Origin of the sequence: Corynebacterium tuberculostearicum SK141 (genome assembly GCF_000175635.1) — a bacterium.
GTDB lineage: Bacteria > Actinomycetota > Actinomycetes > Mycobacteriales > Mycobacteriaceae > Corynebacterium > Corynebacterium tuberculostearicum_C.
In genome coordinates this window covers 256,405-272,388 of the sequence record NZ_ACVP01000012.1, presented here as the reverse complement: position 1 = coordinate 272,388, position 15,984 = coordinate 256,405, and the positions used below count along the sequence as shown (strand labels likewise).

Sequence of the window (15,984 nt, the reverse complement as noted above, 5' to 3'; positions counted from 1 at the left end):
TAGCCTACAGAGGCATTACTGCCAGTGTAACAACGAAAAAAGATTAACGTTTCTCGCTGGTATTAACTACGACGACGTCTACCTTTGACTTGTGGGTTAGTTCCGTTGGGACAGAACCAAAGACTCGACCACGAACGGAATTCACGCCGCGGTTTCCCACCACGAACAGGTCCACGTCATAGTCCTGGCCTACTTCCAACAAGGCTTTTACTGGGTCTCCAGATTTCCCTACGATTTCAATGTGTTCCGCACCCTCCGACTCGGCGATACGGGTGGCATTGGTTAGGTAGGTACCGGCCATGTCCTCACTTACAACGGGCAGACCGGCTTCGTCGCCCCTCGGAGCACCAAGCATGGATCCAGCGTGGTTATAAAAAGCTGAGATGATGATCAGCTTAGCGTCGTACGCCCGTGCCATGGACGCCGCAGCGCGGACCGCGCGCAGGGAGGTTTCAGAGCCATCGGTGCCGACGGCAATGTTTTTATAAGTAAGCATTATTCTCCTTGCAGTTGAACTATTTCACAGTGACAACTAAACGGCGCTTCTGGCACTTATTCAGTATAACTAGCGCAGCCCTTTAGAAAAGTACCCACGGAGCCAATCATCACTTTCAGGGGGAGAAAACTAAATTCCCGCTTCCTTCAACCCACGCAATTCCTTCTTTAGATCAGCAATCTCATCGCGCAGACGACCAGCCAGTTCAAATTTGAGCTCGCGCGCGGCGGCACCCATTTGGGCCGAGAGGTCGTCGATAAGCGCCTGCACCTCATCGGTAGCCATGCTGGAAATGTCTCGCTTCTCCACCACTGCAGAGGGGTCAGAATTGGACTCTTCGTCGCCGCCGTCTTCATAGACCTGGTCAAGAATATCGGCAATCTTCTTACGCAAAGGCTGCGGGTCAATGCCGTGTTCCTTGTTATAGGCAATCTGCTTTTCGCGGCGTCGCTCCGTCTCCTCGATTGCCTCCTGCATGGAATCGGTGATTTTATCGGCATACATAATCACCTCGCCGGAGACGTTACGGGCAGCACGGCCGATGGTCTGGATGAGCGAGGTGGTAGAGCGCAAGAAACCTTCCTTGTCCGCATCCAAGATGGCAACGAGCGATACCTCGGGGAGGTCAAGGCCCTCACGCAGGAGGTTAATGCCCACCAGCACATCAAACTCGCCCAAGCGCAATTGCCGCAAAAGCTCGACGCGCTGCAAGGTGTCGATATCCGAGTGCAGGTAGCGCACCTTAATCCCCTGCTCCAGCAGGTAATCGGTGAGGTCTTCTGCCATGCGCTTGGTCAGCGTGGTCACCAGTACGCGCTCTTGCTGGGAAATGCGGGTGCGTACCTCATCAATAAGGTCATCAATCTGGCTCTTAGTGGGTTTGACCGTAACCTTCGGATCCACCAGACCAGTCGGGCGAATCACCTGCTCCACGTACTCCCCGTCCGAGGACGTAAGTTCAAAGTCACCTGGGGTGGCAGACATATAGACGGTTTGTCCCACACGCTGTTCAAACTCATCAAAAGTCAGCGGGCGGTTATCCACTGCGGAGGGCAGCCGGAAACCGAACTCCACCAGGTTGCGCTTGCGGGACATATCGCCCTCGAACATGCCGCCAATCTGTGGGACAGTGACGTGAGACTCGTCAATAATGGTGAGAAAATCCTCTGGGAAGTAGTCCAGCAGCGTTGCCGGAGCGGAGCCGGCCGGACGGCCATCGACGTGGCGGGAGTAGTTCTCGATGCCGGAGCAAAAACCTACCTGCTCGATCATTTCTAGATCGTATTCGGTGCGCATGCGAAGCCGTTGCGCCTCGAGCAACTTGCCGCGGTTTTCCAGATCTTCCAGGCGCTCGGCCAATTCCTCCTTGATGGCAGCCACAGCTTTTTCCATGCGTTCGGGTCCTGCCACGTAGTGAGTCGCGGGGAAGATACGCACCTCGTCTACTTCCTCGATGACATCGCCAGTGACGGGGTGAATGTAGTAGAGAGAATCAATATCATCGCCGAAGAATTCAATGCGTACCGCACGTTCCTCATAAGCCGGAATGATATCGACCGTGTCACCCTTGGCGCGGAAAGTACCACGGGTAAATCCCACGTCGTTGCGTTCGTATTGGATATCCACCAGCAAACGGAGGAATCGGTCTCGGTCCAGCTCCTCGTCCACGGAAATAATGACTGAGCGATCCAAATAGGATTGCGGGGTACCCAAGCCATAAATGCACGACACGGAGGACACAACCACCACGTCCCGGCGGGACAGCAGGGCCGAGGTAGCCGAGTGGCGCAGGCGCTCTACGTCCTCGTTGATGGACGAGTCCTTTTCAATATAGGTATCCGTCTGCGCAATATAAGCCTCAGGCTGGTAGTAGTCATAATAAGAGACGAAGTACTCCACCGCGTTATGCGGCAAGAGTTGGCGCAGCTCGTTCGCTAGCTGCGCTGCCAGGGTCTTATTTGGCGCCATCACCAGCGTGGGTCGCTGCTGTTTTTCGATCAACCACGCAGCGGTGGCGGACTTACCCGTACCGGTAGCACCCATGAGTACGACATCGCGCTCATCGCGGTTGAGGCGTTCATCGAGCTCTGCAATAGCAGCGGGCTGGTCGCCGGCCGGCTCGTATTCAGAGACAACCTGAAACTCACCTGGGGTGCGCTCGACCTCGCTGACGACGCGGTGCTCGGAATTTGGAATAAGAGGATGTTCAGCAGCAAAAGCCATGCCCACTACTCTACTGCTTATACGGCGCGGCTAGCTATGTTCACGGCAAGGAGTTCTGCGCGGTGCGCAGCCACTCTTCCAGCTCGCCGGTGGTCTCCCACAGCGCATAAACAGAAGACGTCTCTGGTCGCATCGCACTATTAATGCGGCGGCGCAGCCACGCTTTAGACTGCGGCGTATACAGGGGCGCAAGATCCTCGCGGTGGATTCCTTCCGGCAGCGCATCAGCTTTCAGCTTCAATAAGGCGCCCAGTGCGATCATGGTTTCCGCGTCATCGGAGTCCATGGGCTCTTCGGCGCATGACTTCTGAAAGGCCTTGAGATCGAAAGAGCCATCACGCAAGCTAGCGAGCAGTTCTCGCGCTGCGTGATTATCAAAAGGCCCAGTATCCCACGTTCCCACGGCGAGTAGCTTAAGACGCGAAAGTTAACGCAACTTCGAAACTGCGTAAACTCTAACCACCCAACGGTTAAAGTTTGGGTGACCCCGCGTCTATGACTCCGCTTCTATACGGTTCATGACCTCGGCCGCTCGCGCACGCAGCTGCTCCAGCGTTCCGTTGTTGTCAATGACGTGCGTGGCTGCGGCTAGTCTCACCTCATCAGGTACCTGCGCTGCTATGCGACGGCGCGCATCGTCCTCGTCCAGCCCGCGTGAAGCAACGAGGCGACGGACGCGCTCTTCTACGGCCACGTCGACCACGATGACGTAGTCCATGTCTTTGTCTAAGCCGTTATCCACCAAAAGCGGCATATCGTAAACGGCAAAGTCATAGCCTTCTTCACGTGCCTCCGCGAACTGGCGCTGCGTTTCCGCTTGGATGCGTGGATGGGTGATGGAGTTCAACAACTCGGTATGTTCCTTATCCGCAAAGGCTCGCCGAGCCAATTCCTTGCGGTTGAGGCTGCCGTCCGGCAGCAAAATATCTTCTCCAAATGCTGCCGCCAGCTCCGCTAACGCAGGCCGCCCGGGCTTGACGACGTCGCGCGCAATGCCATCGGCGTCTACCACGCGCCACCCTCGTCCGCGGCAGATCCTCGCGACTGTTGACTTGCCACTGCCAATGCCGCCTGTAAGGCCAATGAGTTTCATGGCAGCCACCCTACGCGAGAAGGAACCCCGCCATACGCGATGGTGCGGGGTTCCTCTGTCGCTATAGGTGTCAGCGATTCTTTATTCCGCTGCTTCCTCTGGCTTCGGGGGAATGCGGAGCAAGTCATCACTCGGGGTAACCTGGCCGGCTTCGCCGGAGACCGCGCCGAACTTGGTGGCGTTAGTGACCACAACCGGAGTAATCAGGTTATAGCCCTTGGAACGGATGAATTCCGGGTCAAAGCTAATCAACTTATCGCCCGCGGAAATGCGCTGCTTCTTTTCCACGTGCACGTCAAAGCCTTCGCCCCCCAGTTCCACCGTATCGAGACCTACGTGGATGAGCAGTTGCACGCCATTGTCGAGACTTAGGCCTACCGCATGGCCGGACTTTTGAACGGTGAGCACCTTGCCGTCGGCAGGCGCATAGACGGTAGTGCCAGTTGGCTGGACTGCCATGCCAGGCCCCAGCTTTGCCCCAGCAAAGATAGGATCTGGGACTTCCGAAAGGTCAACTGCCTCGCCCTCTAGAGGGGAATCCAGCACGATGTCGGCCTTGCCAGCCTGCTTGGCGGCAACACCAGTAGCAGCAGTGCCCGCAGCGCTGGCAGCAACGGCGCCACCCGCATTCGAGGGCTCTCCCTTCCCGGCCTTGGTGGACTTGAACTCCGAACGAGCAGCTACGTCATCCACGGATTCGCCCTGTTCGCGGGCGATGCGCTCCAAGTCTGCCTGCTTTTCTTCTGCTGTGCGGTAGCCGAAGAACAGGGTCAGGAAGAAAGAGGTAAGGAATGCAGCCGTAATACCAAGGACGTAGCCCAGCTGCGGCGTCATAGCGCCAGTGGTCAACGCAGAGGTAAAAACGAAGGCCTCAGCGCGGACATCGAAGATACCGATGATTGCGCCGCCTACCGCACAACCTGGCAGCAACCGGTAGTAGCTGCGGCGGAAGCGCAACAAGATGCCATAGAGGGAAGGCTCAGACACGCCACCGAGGATGCCCGCTGCGAAGGCACCGATAGAAACCTGGCGCATGGCATTGTTCTTTTCCCTGAAGGAGATAACCATGACCGCGCCCACAACGCCGAAGCAGGCGAAGTTCCACGCGCCCATCGGACCCTGAATGAAGTCGTAGCCGTAGGTCGCGATGTTCTGAATCATGATGACATTCAGCGGCCAGTGCAGGCCCATCGGAACGAGGAACGGGTACAGCAGCGGAATGACGATAGCCAAGATGAACGGCGAGAAACCATTGATTTGGTACAGGACCCAGGAAATGCCATTGCCTACGCCAATGCCGAACGGGCCGAGCAGGAAGGCCGTTGCCGGAATCATGATGAGCAAGGAGAAGAACGGCACGAAGACCATATGAACTGCGCTCGGAATGATCTTCTTTAGCCCCTTTTCCACCCAGTACAGGCCGATTGCAGCCAAAATAGGCGGGAATACCTGGGAGCCGTAGGAGTTGATGACCAACGGCAGGCCAAACACGTTGACGGTATCGCCTTGCTCACCCAGCGACATGAATTCGGGGGTCAAAAGTGCCGCGGGAATAGCCGCGGAGACCCACATATTCGCGCCCAGCTTTTGGGCCGCGGTCGCACCGACCATTACGGGCAAGAAATAGAAGACCGACTGGAACATGGCATGAGCCAGACGGAAGCCTTCTGGTTGCTCCTCCAGCGGTGCGCGGAAATCCTGGATGTGCGCCGTGTCCGCCAGGATGAGCAGCATGATAATCAGCGAAGCGCCGAGCAATGCCCACAGGACCGGGCGGAAAGTATCAGAAAGGAACTCGAAGCAGTAATCTACCCAGTCATACTTACCGCGAACACCGTCATACTCCTTCTTGGAGGACGCCTCCTTGTCACCAGAAGCATGCACACCGGGTTGCTTGATGATCTCGTTGTAGTAGTCAGCAACGCCGCCGCCCATGACTACCTGGTAGCCGTGAGCACCCTGGGGCACGGTACCAAGCACCGCTGGGTCGCTATCGAGATTTTCTTGGTCAACTTTCCCCGCATCGGCAAGTTGGAAGCGCAGGCGCGTTGCGCAGTGCGTCAGCGACGTGATGTTGTCGGCGCCGCCGATACTTTCAACGATGTGGGTGGAAGTGTCCTTGATAGATGCCACTTCTTACTCCTCAGTTCAAATACCACTTATAACCAGTACTGCACTGGCTATAACGTCAGGTTTGAGTATAAGAGGATTCCCACATGAACAAAAGCCCGTTTTGTTGGCCTTCCAGGGACTTTCTCTACCTGGGAATGCTTCACCGCTGGTCAACCACCTAGAGGCAACGATCATCCCGGCAAACGATTGCACAAACTGTCTAAAAGATCACAAAAGCCGCGCCCACCCCATCTAGGTGATGAAGTGGGCGCGGCGGTAAGCCAAGCCCTAAGGCCTAGCGGAAACTAAGCGGAAGCTTTAGTTGCCAGCGAGCTTGTCGCGCAGTGCAGCGAGCTGCTCGTCGGAAGCCAGGGAGCCGCCAACCTCTGCCTGAGTCTCGGATGCCGGAGCTGCATCGGAGGAATCAGAGGAGTAGTTGGAGGACTCTGTAGACTCAGCAGCCTCAGCGGCTGCGGCGCGGTTGCGCTCGATCTGAGCGGTGTGCAGGTTGAAGCGACGCTCGGACTCTGCGTAGCGTGCCTCCCAAGCCTGACGCTGCTCGTCGAAGCCTTCCTTCCACTCGTTGGTCTCAGGGTCGAAGCCCTCAGGGAAGACGTAGTTGCCCTGCTCGTCGTAGGAGTCAGCCATGCCGTACTTGGACGGATCGAACTCTTCGGTGTAGTCCTCGTCCGCCTGCTTAACGGACAGGGAGATACGACGACGCTCGAGATCGATGTCGATGACCTTGACCATAACCTCCTGGCCAACGGTGACAACCTGGTCCGGAACCTCGACGTGGCGCTGAGCCAGCTCGGAGATGTGAACCAGGCCCTCGATGCCCTCCTCGACGCGAACGAAGGCGCCGAACGGAACGAGCTTGGTGACCTTGCCCGGAACGATCTGGCCCACAGCGTGGGTGCGGGCGAATACGCGCCACGGATCTTCCTGGGTAGCCTTCAGGGACAGGGAAACGCGCTCGCGGTCCAGATCGACGTCCAGAACCTCAACGGTTACCTCGTCACCAACGGTAACAACCTCAGATGGGTGGTCGATGTGCTTCCAGGACAGCTCAGAAACGTGAACCAGGCCGTCGACACCGCCGAGATCGACGAAGGCGCCGAAGTTGACGATGGAGGAAACAACGCCCTTGCGGACCTGGCCCTTCTGCAGCTGGTGCAGGAACTCGGAGCGAACCTCGGACTGGGTCTGCTCGAGGTATGCACGGCGGGACAGGACAACATTGTTGCGCTGCTTGTCCAGCTCGATGATCTTTGCTTCCAGCTCCTGGCCGATGTACGGCTCCAGGTCACGGACGCGACGCATCTCAACCAGAGATGCAGGCAGGAAGCCACGCAGGCCGATATCCAGGATGAGGCCGCCCTTGACAACCTCGATAACGGTACCGGTAACAGGCTCTTCCTTGGCCTGCAGCTCCTCGATGGCGCCCCATGCGCGCTCGTACTGTGCACGCTTCTTGGACAGGATCAGGCGACCTTCCTTGTCCTCCTTGGTGAGAACAAGTGCGTCAACCTCATCGCCGACCTCAACAACCTCGTCCGGGTTGACGTCGTGCTTGATGGACAGCTCGCGGGAAGGGATAACGCCTTCGGTCTTGTATCCGATGTCCAGCAGTACCTCGTCGTGGTCAACCTTGACGACGGTACCCTCGACAATGTCACCATCGTTGAAGTACTTGATGGTGGCGTCTACAGCTGCGAGGAAGTCCTCTGCGGTTCCGATATCGTTAATCGCAACCTGCGGGGTGTTAGAAGATGGCATATTGAAAAAATGCTCCGAATAAATGTAGGAAATCGAAATTGGACAACTGCGCGTCTCTCGAAAAAAGCTTGCTAAGCTGCGCAAATGCAGCTAAAAAGAGGAATATTCGATCCCGCCTCGTGATTGCTTAAAGCCTTCCTACAGGGGCTCAGAACAACCCGTGGCATAGACACGCCCGTCCAACACTACATCTGTCCAGCTTAAAGGGCAAATACACGGACCAACTATTTCGCAAAGGAATTTCTCCCACCGTGACTTCCCCCTCGCACGCAAACCAGGCCTACTGGGATAGCGACGCCGCCAATTACCACGCCGAGCACCCCGACTACCTTTCTTCCTTTTACTGGTGCCCAGAAATGCTCCACGAAGACCAAGCACACTTGCTAGGCGACGTCTCGGCTTCCTCCGTACTCGAAATTGGCTGCGGCTCCGCCCCGTGTACCCAATGGCTGCAGTCGCGCGCGCACTTCGCCACCGGCTTCGATATTTCCCGCGGCATGCTCAACCACGCTGCACCCGGACTCCCCTTAGCCCAGGCCGATGCACTGTCACTCCCCTACGCCACGGGCTCTTTCGACGTAGCCTTTTCGGCGTTCGGCGCCTTCCCTTTTCTTGCCAACCTTGATTTAGCCCTAAGTGAAGTCTCGCGTGTCCTCAAACCTGGCGGTCGGTTCGTTCTCTCGGCTAACCACCCCATGCGCTGGATATTCCCTGATGATCCCACCGATCTGACGGCCGATATCAGCTATTTCGATCGCGCTTACCTGGAGCAAGACCGCGAGGGCAACCTCACCTATGCGGAGTTCCACCGCACCATCGCCGACTGGTTTCGGGCATTACAGGGCAAAGGTCCGTTCCTAATCGATGACATTATCGAGCCCGAATGGCCTAGGGGGCTCACCACTACATGGGGCCAATGGTCGCCGGAGCGCGGCGAAATCTTCCCCGGCACGATTATTTTCGTCTGCCGGAATTGCCGCTAACCTATGGGCATGTTTCTGGATCGAATTGGCCTACTCCTACGCCGCGGCCTCGCATGGTGGATCGACGCCTTCCTGGCAGCGGCCGTTATCGTTGTGGTGCGCTGGGCAATCAATGCACTTGCCGACGCCCCCTTAACCGGCCAAGCCCTGGAAATTTACAACGCTGTGGCCCTCGCCCTAGTCTTCTACGCCTACCGCGTATGGGCCGAGGCCACGAAGACAACTTCGCTAGGAAAATGGTCACTCAAGCTGGAGATCGTCGCCACCCACCCCGGATGGCGCGCTGCCTGCTTGCGCAATTCCTGGCTGTTACTTTCTATGCTCACACTGACGGGAGTGCCGTTTATTGTGCCGTTGCTACTCGGCGTCCTAAGCGTGAGTGTCCTCGCCTTCGGTCAAACACCGTTCGACATGCTCGCAAATTGCTTAGTCGAGCGCCGATCTCAGATGGACACGCCTTCTTTTCGAGGTAATAAGTAGTACAACAGCGCGAAGACAACCAGTACCGCGAACATCCACGACGATGGGAAGAGGAATGCTAGCGCGGTCGCTACGACCATCACCGCGGCGGCCGTTAGCCTCCTGACCTTAGGGTTAGGTGCCAAACGGGCGTTAGCCATGGCACCCTCAAAATACGCCACCGCAATAATTCCGTACCCGATGGCATAGGCCTTTTGTTCTGCAAGAAACCGTTCAAGCCCGAGGTCAGCAATCTCGGTGGCAGGAAAGGTTACTTGAATGGCCCAAAGGCTTTCAAAGACGCGGAGGGTCCACCTATTCGTCTTCTCTTCTAACGCCACGGCTCGGCAATTCCCTTCTTAGCTTTTCGACTTACACTCATAACTTTTTCCGCACAGAAAAGGCTACCTAAAAAACTTAGTGCGCATCCCGCCACAACTTTTGAACTTTCCGCATTGCATAGCCGGGCATGCCCAAGTCCTCGATGGTTTGCTTATTCCACGTTCCACGGACCTGTCCTTCCACCACGATGGCGCGGCGAAATACCCCGCGGTTTCCAGGAACAAGTACCTCGTGGACTTCCTTCGTCATCGCAAAAAGACGGTCTTGATAACCCAAGATGTACTCGTCAAATGCTCCCAGCAGCAATACCGATTGCTTCTTTCGCGCTTCGGCCATTTCCACTATCTCAGCCGACACAAGGTCCTGGGAAACTTCGCCGCAGCGCATGATGTCCGGCGCGAGGTTTTCGGCTGCGGGCCGTATCAGTCTTTGTGGGAGCTTTGCCCACCAGGCAAAGTCGTGCAATGTTGCGGGACCGTGCGTTCGGAAGTACCGAGTCATCAGCTCCGCGGTCGCCGCGACTTTATCGCCGTTGAAGGTCTCCTCTAGCCCCGACAGATCCACCGGTGTGATGAGCTGATCGGCTCCTGAATAGACGGCGTGACCGCTTTCCATTGCTACACGCACAACATGCCAAAAGGGTACGTCGGGCAACGCTGTTGCAGCCCGCTCCTTGAGCTCGGCGCGCGAAAGCGGATTCTCAATGAGCTTGGTTACCCCTGCTCGCAGCTCGGTATCACCCTTGCACCCCTTCGCGCAGAGTTCGGTTATCCAGCCTATGTCCTTGATAGAAGCCGCGAAAAGCGTATTGCGCATGGGATACCCACGCACAATGTTTCCAGCATCTGAATGGTCTTTCGCCCGCAAGGCCAGTGACCGGCGCACCGAATGCAAGTCTTGGCCTTGCATGACGCCGAAGGCGCGGGCTGTCTCCTCAGCACTCTCCCACCGCCTCATGGTTAGGCCTTGCGAGGCGAGCCTCAAGCGCGCCTTTTCCGGGCGGGAGAATGTAACCGAGCTAGTGGGCTGCGGCATCCCAATCCTTGCCGGCTCCGGCGGAGACCTCTAGCGGCACGTTCAGCTCGATCGCTGAGTCCATCTCGCGCTCGAGAATCTCTCGAACTTCGTCCGCCTCACCGGGGGCGACTTCGACCACCAATTCATCGTGTACCTGAAGCAGCACACGGGACTTCATCCCTTGCAGTGCGCGGTCTACGCGAATCATCGCCACCTTAATAATGTCAGCGGCAGTGCCCTGAATCGGTGCATTAAGCGCCGCGCGCTCCGCGTTCTCGCGTGCTAGGCGGTTATCGGAGTTCAGCTCTGGCAAGTAGCGGCGACGACCGAAGAGCGTTGCCGTGTAGCCATCCTTGCGGGCTTGGACCACGACTTCATCGAGGTACTTCTTCACGCCGCCAAAGCGCTCAAAGTAGCTTTCCATAATGGACTTTGCCTCCCCCGCCGGAATGCCCAATTGCTGGGATAGGCCGAAAGCGGAAAGTCCGTATACCAACCCATAAGACATGGCCTTAACCCGGCGGCGCAGCTCGGGTGTCACCTGGTCAACGGGAACGTCAAAGACTCGGGAGCCAACATAGTTGTGCAGGTCTTCGCCTTCCTTGTAGGCCTCGATGAGGCCCGGGTCAGCGGAGAGATGCGCCATGACACGCATCTCAATCTGCGAGTAGTCCGCAGTCATGAGTTCATCAAAGCCATCGCCCACGATGAAGGCAGAACGAATCTGACGGCCGGCTTCGGTGCGCACGGGGATGTTTTGCAGGTTGGGTTCGGTGGACGACAAACGGCCGGTAGAGGCCACGGTTTGGTTAAACGTGGTGTGAATGCGGCCGTCAGGCTGCACGGTTTTGATGAGGCCCTCCAGGGTGGTCTTCATCTTCTGGTACTCGCGGTGTGCCAAGAGGTGATCCAAGAAGGGATGAGGGTTCTTTGCCGCGAGCTGTTCAATCTCCTTGGCCGCGGTGGAATAGCCCGTCTTCGTCTTTTTGGTCTTGGGCAGCTCGAAAGTCTCAAAGAGCACGGTTTGCAGCTGCTTCGGCGAGTTGAGGTTGAGCTTGTCATCGCCGGCAAGCTCGCGGGCGGCGCGCTCTTGTTCGGCAACCTGCTCTACAAAGGCATCCTTTTGCGTTTCGAGAATGTCAACGTCAACGGCGATTCCGGTAGCCTCCATGCGCGCCAGGATGGTTACCAGCGGCAACTCGAGGTCGGTATAGAGCTCGAAAGAGTCAATCTCCTGTAGCTCCGCGGTGAGCCGTTCTGCCAGCTCCAAAATTGCCGCGGCCTGGTCAACCAGGGAGGAATCATCCAGGAGAGACAGCTGCTCCGTGGCGGCGCCGAGAGTCTTTTGGAGGTGGCGCTGGTAGACGTCGGCAAGCGCATAAGTGCGCTGACCTGGGCGAAGCAGGTAGGCAGCAAGGGCCGTGTCATGGGCAATGCCGGCCAGCTCTATCCCACGACCGGCAAGCATATGAAAGGCCGCCTTTGCCTCGTGGAAATACTTCGGCGCATCAGATGCCAACCACTGGGCTAGGGCCTTATCGTCCTCAGCAGAAAGATCGCCCAGCTCCACTTGCAGGCCGTGGCGTTCCTGGTCCACGAAAGCGATCGCAGAAGCGTCGCCTTGTCCCGGGTTTCCCTCGCCTTGGACATACACCGCAACATGCTCGCGGCCGGGCAACCACTGGGACAATGGCTCGTCATCGATGACCGTCTCTAGCTCTTGGACTTGCTCTGCCTGCTCTGCTGCCTCAGCACCATCATTGGGAATGGCTGCGAGTACGCGATCGCGCAGGCTGGTACCAAACTCAAGGTCATCAAACTTGGCGGCAACGTCGGCGACCTTGGCTTCCTTAAAGGCCAAGTCATTTGGACCGACCTCTAGGTCCATGTCCGTAATCATCTGGGTGAGCTTGCGGTTCATCTGCACCTGCTCGATGCGCTCGCGGAAGTTATTGCCTACCACGCCCTTAATTTCCTCGGCGTGTTCTACCAAGGATGCCAAGTCTCCATACTTGACTATCCACTTGGTGGCCGTCTTCTCGCCTACCTTTGGGATGCCCGGCAAATTATCGGAAGGATCGCCACGCAGCGCGGCAAAGTCCGGGTACTGCGCGGGGGTGAGACCGTACTTCTCTTCTACCGCGGAAGGGGTAAAACGGTGGAGCGTGGATACGCCCTTCATGGGATAGAGCACCGTGGTGGACTCATTAACCAACTGCAGGTAGTCACGGTCGCCGGTGACGATCAGGGTCTCATAATCCTGCGCCTCGGTTGCGAGAGTGGCCAGGATGTCATCAGCCTCGAAATTCTCCCGGGACAGGGTGGTAATTCCCAGTACCTCGAGCACCTCGCGAATGAGGTCTACCTGCCCCTTGAATTCCTCCGGCGCGGCCTCGCGCTGGGCCTTATAGTCCGGGAACATCTCGGTGCGGAAGGTCTTGCGCCCCACGTCGAATGCCACCGCAATGGCGTCGGGGGTCTCTTCCGCCACGATATTAGAGAGCATCGATAAGAAGCCATACACGGCATTAGTGTGCTGGCCTCCTGAGGTGGAGAAATTATCCACCGGCAGGGCATAGAAGGCACGAAAGGCCATAGAGTGGCCGTCAATGAGCAGAAGTCGAGGCTGATTAGTAGTCACCTGCCCCATCCTAGAGAACCAGGCCGACATCCGAACACCCCGGTGCAGATTTTGTGGATGACGTGCGCATTCCCCCGCTGCCCCTACCCAATTAGGAATTCGCCTAGTGCCTGCGCTACTATTTTGACAGTCAAAGGCAGTCCGCCTTTGGATTGTGCGCCCCTGTAGCCCAATTGGCAGAGGCAACGGATTCAAAACCCGTCCAGTGTGAGTTCGAGTCTCACCAGGGGCACAACGAGATAAGGCCTCAGTTTCCACTAAGTCAGGGAAACCGAGGCCTTTGCTTTAGCCCAGGTCAGGCAGGGTTGGCAGGTGGTACTTGCGCAGGAGCGCGTTGATTTGCGGGATCGAGGCCTTCAGTTGCGGCAGGGCTAGGCCGATGAGTCCGGCAATGCCTGCGATGCCGAGGAGTGCTCCCAAGACTGCGGGCTTGGAGCTCGTGCCGGTGCTCGATGCGGAGCTGCCCGCGGCTGGCTGCGTAGTATCGGCCGGTTTGCCGCCCCCGGGTGCACGGGCGGTGAGCCATTCGTTCTTGCCCAGAACACCCTGGGTCAGGCGGGTCTCGCCGATCCAGCCGTACCACGGGTCCTGCGGGCGCTGGTTGTCAAAGCCGCCGCCCATGACCCACTGCAGGTCGCGAGGGAGAAGGCCTTCGGCACCTACCGCATTACGCAAGATAGGCGCGCCGTTGATGAACATCTCCACGCTATCGCTTTGTGGATCATTGACCACGGCAATGTGCATCCATTCATCCTTGGGCACCTCGTGGGACCATACGGTAGAACCGCTTCCCTGCTTCGGCTCCGCCCACCAGCGCAGCTCGCGCAGGTTAGAGATGCCAAACATGACGGTGGGATCCGTGTCCTCAGAGCCGTCCACCAGCTTGTTGATGGCAGAGTCGCGGCTAAGCGCGCTTCCCCAGCCATGCTGGGCACCATTGAAGTCTTTAGGAATCTTGACGAAAGATTCGAAGGTGTAGCCCTTGGTGGTGTCGACCTTATTGGCGGCCGCTCCCTTGTCGGTGCGGAACTCGGCGTTGCCGACCTTACCGGCAGGGTCGGACCAGAAGAGGGAGCCGGCATCAGAAGACAGCGGGTGGTGATCGGAGCTATAGGTCACCCGATCACCTAGCATGGCGCCAGAGCGATGCAGGTCGCTGCCCGAATCGCTGGCAATATCGGGGATGGTGGTGCCGCGGCCGGCAGGGGCGCCGTCGGCAAGCGCATGCCCGTCCTTGTCTTGGGCCTGGCCCGGGCGCCAGTGGAATACGGTGTGGTCGTTCTTGGCAAAGTCATCCGCGCCCGTGGGCAACTCATCCTCCGCGATGGTATAGGGCCTATAGCCTTCCGCGGCGATGTCGCGCGCACGCTGCGCTAGGTCCGGCTGGTGGCCCTCGCCCACGGTGAAATCCGGGGAAAAGGAGGAAAAGCGCTGCTCAAAGTCGAACGGAATGGCGTAGCTATCGCCCTGATCATCCAGGGTGAGCTTATCGAATTGCGTCAGCTCCTCGTGCGGCTTCTGCGCCACCCACGGCGAGAGCGCGGTCATCTCCAGCTGCTTGCCGGAAAGGTCGAACTCGAGCACGCCCAGCAGACCATTTCCGCCCTGATAGGCCATCTGATAGTCCTGCAAGATGGAAACGACATCGTGGCCGGCATCGTTCTTATCCACGCGGTAGCCCGCACCGTGGTGGTGGCCGCCCATCACCAGGAAGATCTGGTCGTTGCGCTTGATGAACGTATCCCACAGGCCCTTGCCATAGTCATCGGAATAGAAAACGTTGCCCTCGCCATCGATATTAAGGGCTTCGTGCGTCGTGACGATGACGGGGAGGTTGGGGTGCTTATCGATGATGCCTTGCGCCCACGCAAGGGCCTTCTCATCGGCGCGCCAGCCCAGCGCAAGGTTGAGGTACTTCTGCCCCTCGGCTTCAAAGATGTGAGCCTCGGAGTCATTATTGACCGCAGTGTAGCGCTCTTGGAAGGTCTCCGGATTAGCGTTCTTGGCACGATCGGCGCTAAACCACTTGTCATACGGGTGAGCCGCCGCACCCTCGACGTCCATGTCGTGATTGCCGGGCAGGATGGAGTAGTTCAGGTCAGAATCGTCGAGGACCTGCATGGCCTTATCGGCTACCTGCCATTCGCCCTCCACGTTCCATTGGTCGACGACATCGCCCAAGTGGGTGACAAAATCCATGTTCAGCTCGTCTTGGTGATCTACCAACCATTGAGTTTGGGCCAAATAGGGTTCGCTTCCGTAGCGAGCTTGGGCCAAGTTGCCCGTCTCCGGGGTGGAATAGCGCGAGTAGAACTGGGTATCCGGTAAGACGCCAATACTGAAACGAGAGCCCTCGCTTGGCGACGCCCCCTCGGCCCCAAAATCCGCAGCACTTGCGGCCGGTACAACAACGAGGTTTCCCACCACCGCGGTTGCAGTTAGCGCAGGCAGGACGAAACGATTTTTCATAGAGAGTCCTTTAAGACTGGAAAGGGATGCTTGCTCAGGGGAGATGGCGGGAATACGCAAGGGATTCTAGGACGTGAAGCTTTCAGCTAGTTGACGCCCGCGTAAACAGGAGACTGAATAATGGGAAACTTATGGTTGCTTCTGAATGGACTATCCCACTGTGGCCAAGTCCGTATATCCTGCCCCGAACTGCATAGTTGCATTGGGGTGTATTAAACTGACAGAATATTCGTGAATACCGTTTTACCTCTACGGTTAGGGAAAAGTTCCTCCCTTCCCGCGGCAGGTAGCTAACCATCCTTTAATGAAAGATATGCATTACGCTTCACAGCGGTTCGCCTAGCCTCCCACTTCGGCACCTTTCTGCCGC

General features: G+C 57.6%; 12 protein-coding genes and 1 tRNA gene. 3 read left to right on the top strand and 10 right to left on the bottom strand.

Translation table 11 applies throughout. The features are described 5' to 3' along the window. Positions 1 to 43 precede the first annotated feature (43 nt). The 6 genes from CORTU0001_RS04745 to rpsA form a co-directional block, all read right to left on the bottom strand. Positions 44 to 496 carry a universal stress protein gene (locus CORTU0001_RS04745; protein ID WP_005323274.1) on the bottom strand — a complete coding sequence of 151 codons (453 nt, stop codon included), beginning with the start codon at positions 494 to 496 and terminating at the stop codon, positions 44 to 46. Between the two features lie 129 nt (positions 497 to 625). Then, complete coding sequence (gene uvrB, locus CORTU0001_RS04740) at positions 626 to 2,719, bottom strand: excinuclease ABC subunit UvrB (protein ID WP_005327841.1); 2,094 nt, start codon at positions 2,717 to 2,719, stop codon at positions 626 to 628. A 40-nt stretch (positions 2,720 to 2,759) separates the two neighbouring features. Beyond that, the gene (locus CORTU0001_RS04735) at positions 2,760 to 3,122 is read right to left on the bottom strand and encodes a DUF4259 domain-containing protein (RefSeq protein ID WP_005327840.1); all 363 of its coding nucleotides are present in this window, start codon (positions 3,120 to 3,122) and stop codon (positions 2,760 to 2,762) included. A gap of 90 nt (positions 3,123 to 3,212) precedes the next feature. After that, on the bottom strand, positions 3,213 to 3,812 hold the full coding sequence (coaE, locus tag CORTU0001_RS04730; RefSeq protein WP_034668168.1) for a dephospho-CoA kinase: 600 nt from the start codon (positions 3,810 to 3,812) through the stop codon (positions 3,213 to 3,215). Between the two features lie 81 nt (positions 3,813 to 3,893). Beyond that, positions 3,894 to 5,945 carry a glucose PTS transporter subunit IIA gene (locus CORTU0001_RS04725; RefSeq protein WP_005327837.1) on the bottom strand — a complete coding sequence of 684 codons (2,052 nt, stop codon included), beginning with the start codon at positions 5,943 to 5,945 and terminating at the stop codon, positions 3,894 to 3,896. A 297-nt stretch (positions 5,946 to 6,242) separates the two neighbouring features. Further along, on the bottom strand, positions 6,243 to 7,703 hold the full coding sequence (rpsA, locus tag CORTU0001_RS04720) for a 30S ribosomal protein S1 (protein ID WP_005323279.1): 1,461 nt from the start codon (positions 7,701 to 7,703) through the stop codon (positions 6,243 to 6,245). Positions 7,704 to 7,954: 251 nt separating this feature from the next. On the opposite strand from rpsA, the gene CORTU0001_RS04715 reads away from it, so the two are divergent. Together CORTU0001_RS04715 and CORTU0001_RS04710 are read left to right on the top strand one after the other, a co-directional pair. After that, positions 7,955 to 8,686, top strand: a complete 732-nt coding sequence (locus tag CORTU0001_RS04715; RefSeq protein WP_005327836.1) for a class I SAM-dependent methyltransferase — start codon at positions 7,955 to 7,957, stop codon at positions 8,684 to 8,686. 9 nt (positions 8,687 to 8,695) lie between these two features. After that, positions 8,696 to 9,166, top strand: a complete 471-nt coding sequence (locus CORTU0001_RS04710; RefSeq protein WP_034668195.1) for an RDD family protein — start codon at positions 8,696 to 8,698, stop codon at positions 9,164 to 9,166. Here the strand turns inward: CORTU0001_RS04710 and CORTU0001_RS04705 are convergent. The 3 genes from CORTU0001_RS04705 to polA form a co-directional block, all read right to left on the bottom strand. Beyond that, positions 9,130 to 9,486 carry a hypothetical protein gene (locus CORTU0001_RS04705; RefSeq protein ID WP_005327827.1) on the bottom strand — a complete coding sequence of 119 codons (357 nt, stop codon included), beginning with the start codon at positions 9,484 to 9,486 and terminating at the stop codon, positions 9,130 to 9,132. The two genes, CORTU0001_RS04710 and CORTU0001_RS04705, sit on opposite strands and share 37 nt — an antisense overlap. A gap of 76 nt (positions 9,487 to 9,562) precedes the next feature. Continuing rightward, on the bottom strand, positions 9,563 to 10,444 hold the full coding sequence (locus CORTU0001_RS04700; protein ID WP_244262091.1) for a DNA glycosylase AlkZ-like family protein: 882 nt from the start codon (positions 10,442 to 10,444) through the stop codon (positions 9,563 to 9,565). Between the two features lie 61 nt (positions 10,445 to 10,505). Continuing rightward, positions 10,506 to 13,154, bottom strand: coding sequence for a DNA polymerase I (gene polA, locus CORTU0001_RS04695; RefSeq protein WP_034668166.1), 2,649 nt, complete (start codon positions 13,152 to 13,154; stop codon positions 10,506 to 10,508). A 149-nt stretch (positions 13,155 to 13,303) separates the two neighbouring features. On the opposite strand from polA, the gene CORTU0001_RS04690 reads away from it, so the two are divergent. Next, a tRNA-Leu gene (locus CORTU0001_RS04690) sits at positions 13,304 to 13,377 on the top strand. A 53-nt stretch (positions 13,378 to 13,430) separates the two neighbouring features. Here CORTU0001_RS04690 and CORTU0001_RS04685 read toward each other — a convergent pair. Continuing rightward, on the bottom strand, positions 13,431 to 15,614 hold the full coding sequence (locus tag CORTU0001_RS04685; protein WP_005327820.1) for a LamG-like jellyroll fold domain-containing protein: 2,184 nt from the start codon (positions 15,612 to 15,614) through the stop codon (positions 13,431 to 13,433). Between the last annotated feature and the right edge of the window lie 370 nt (positions 15,615 to 15,984).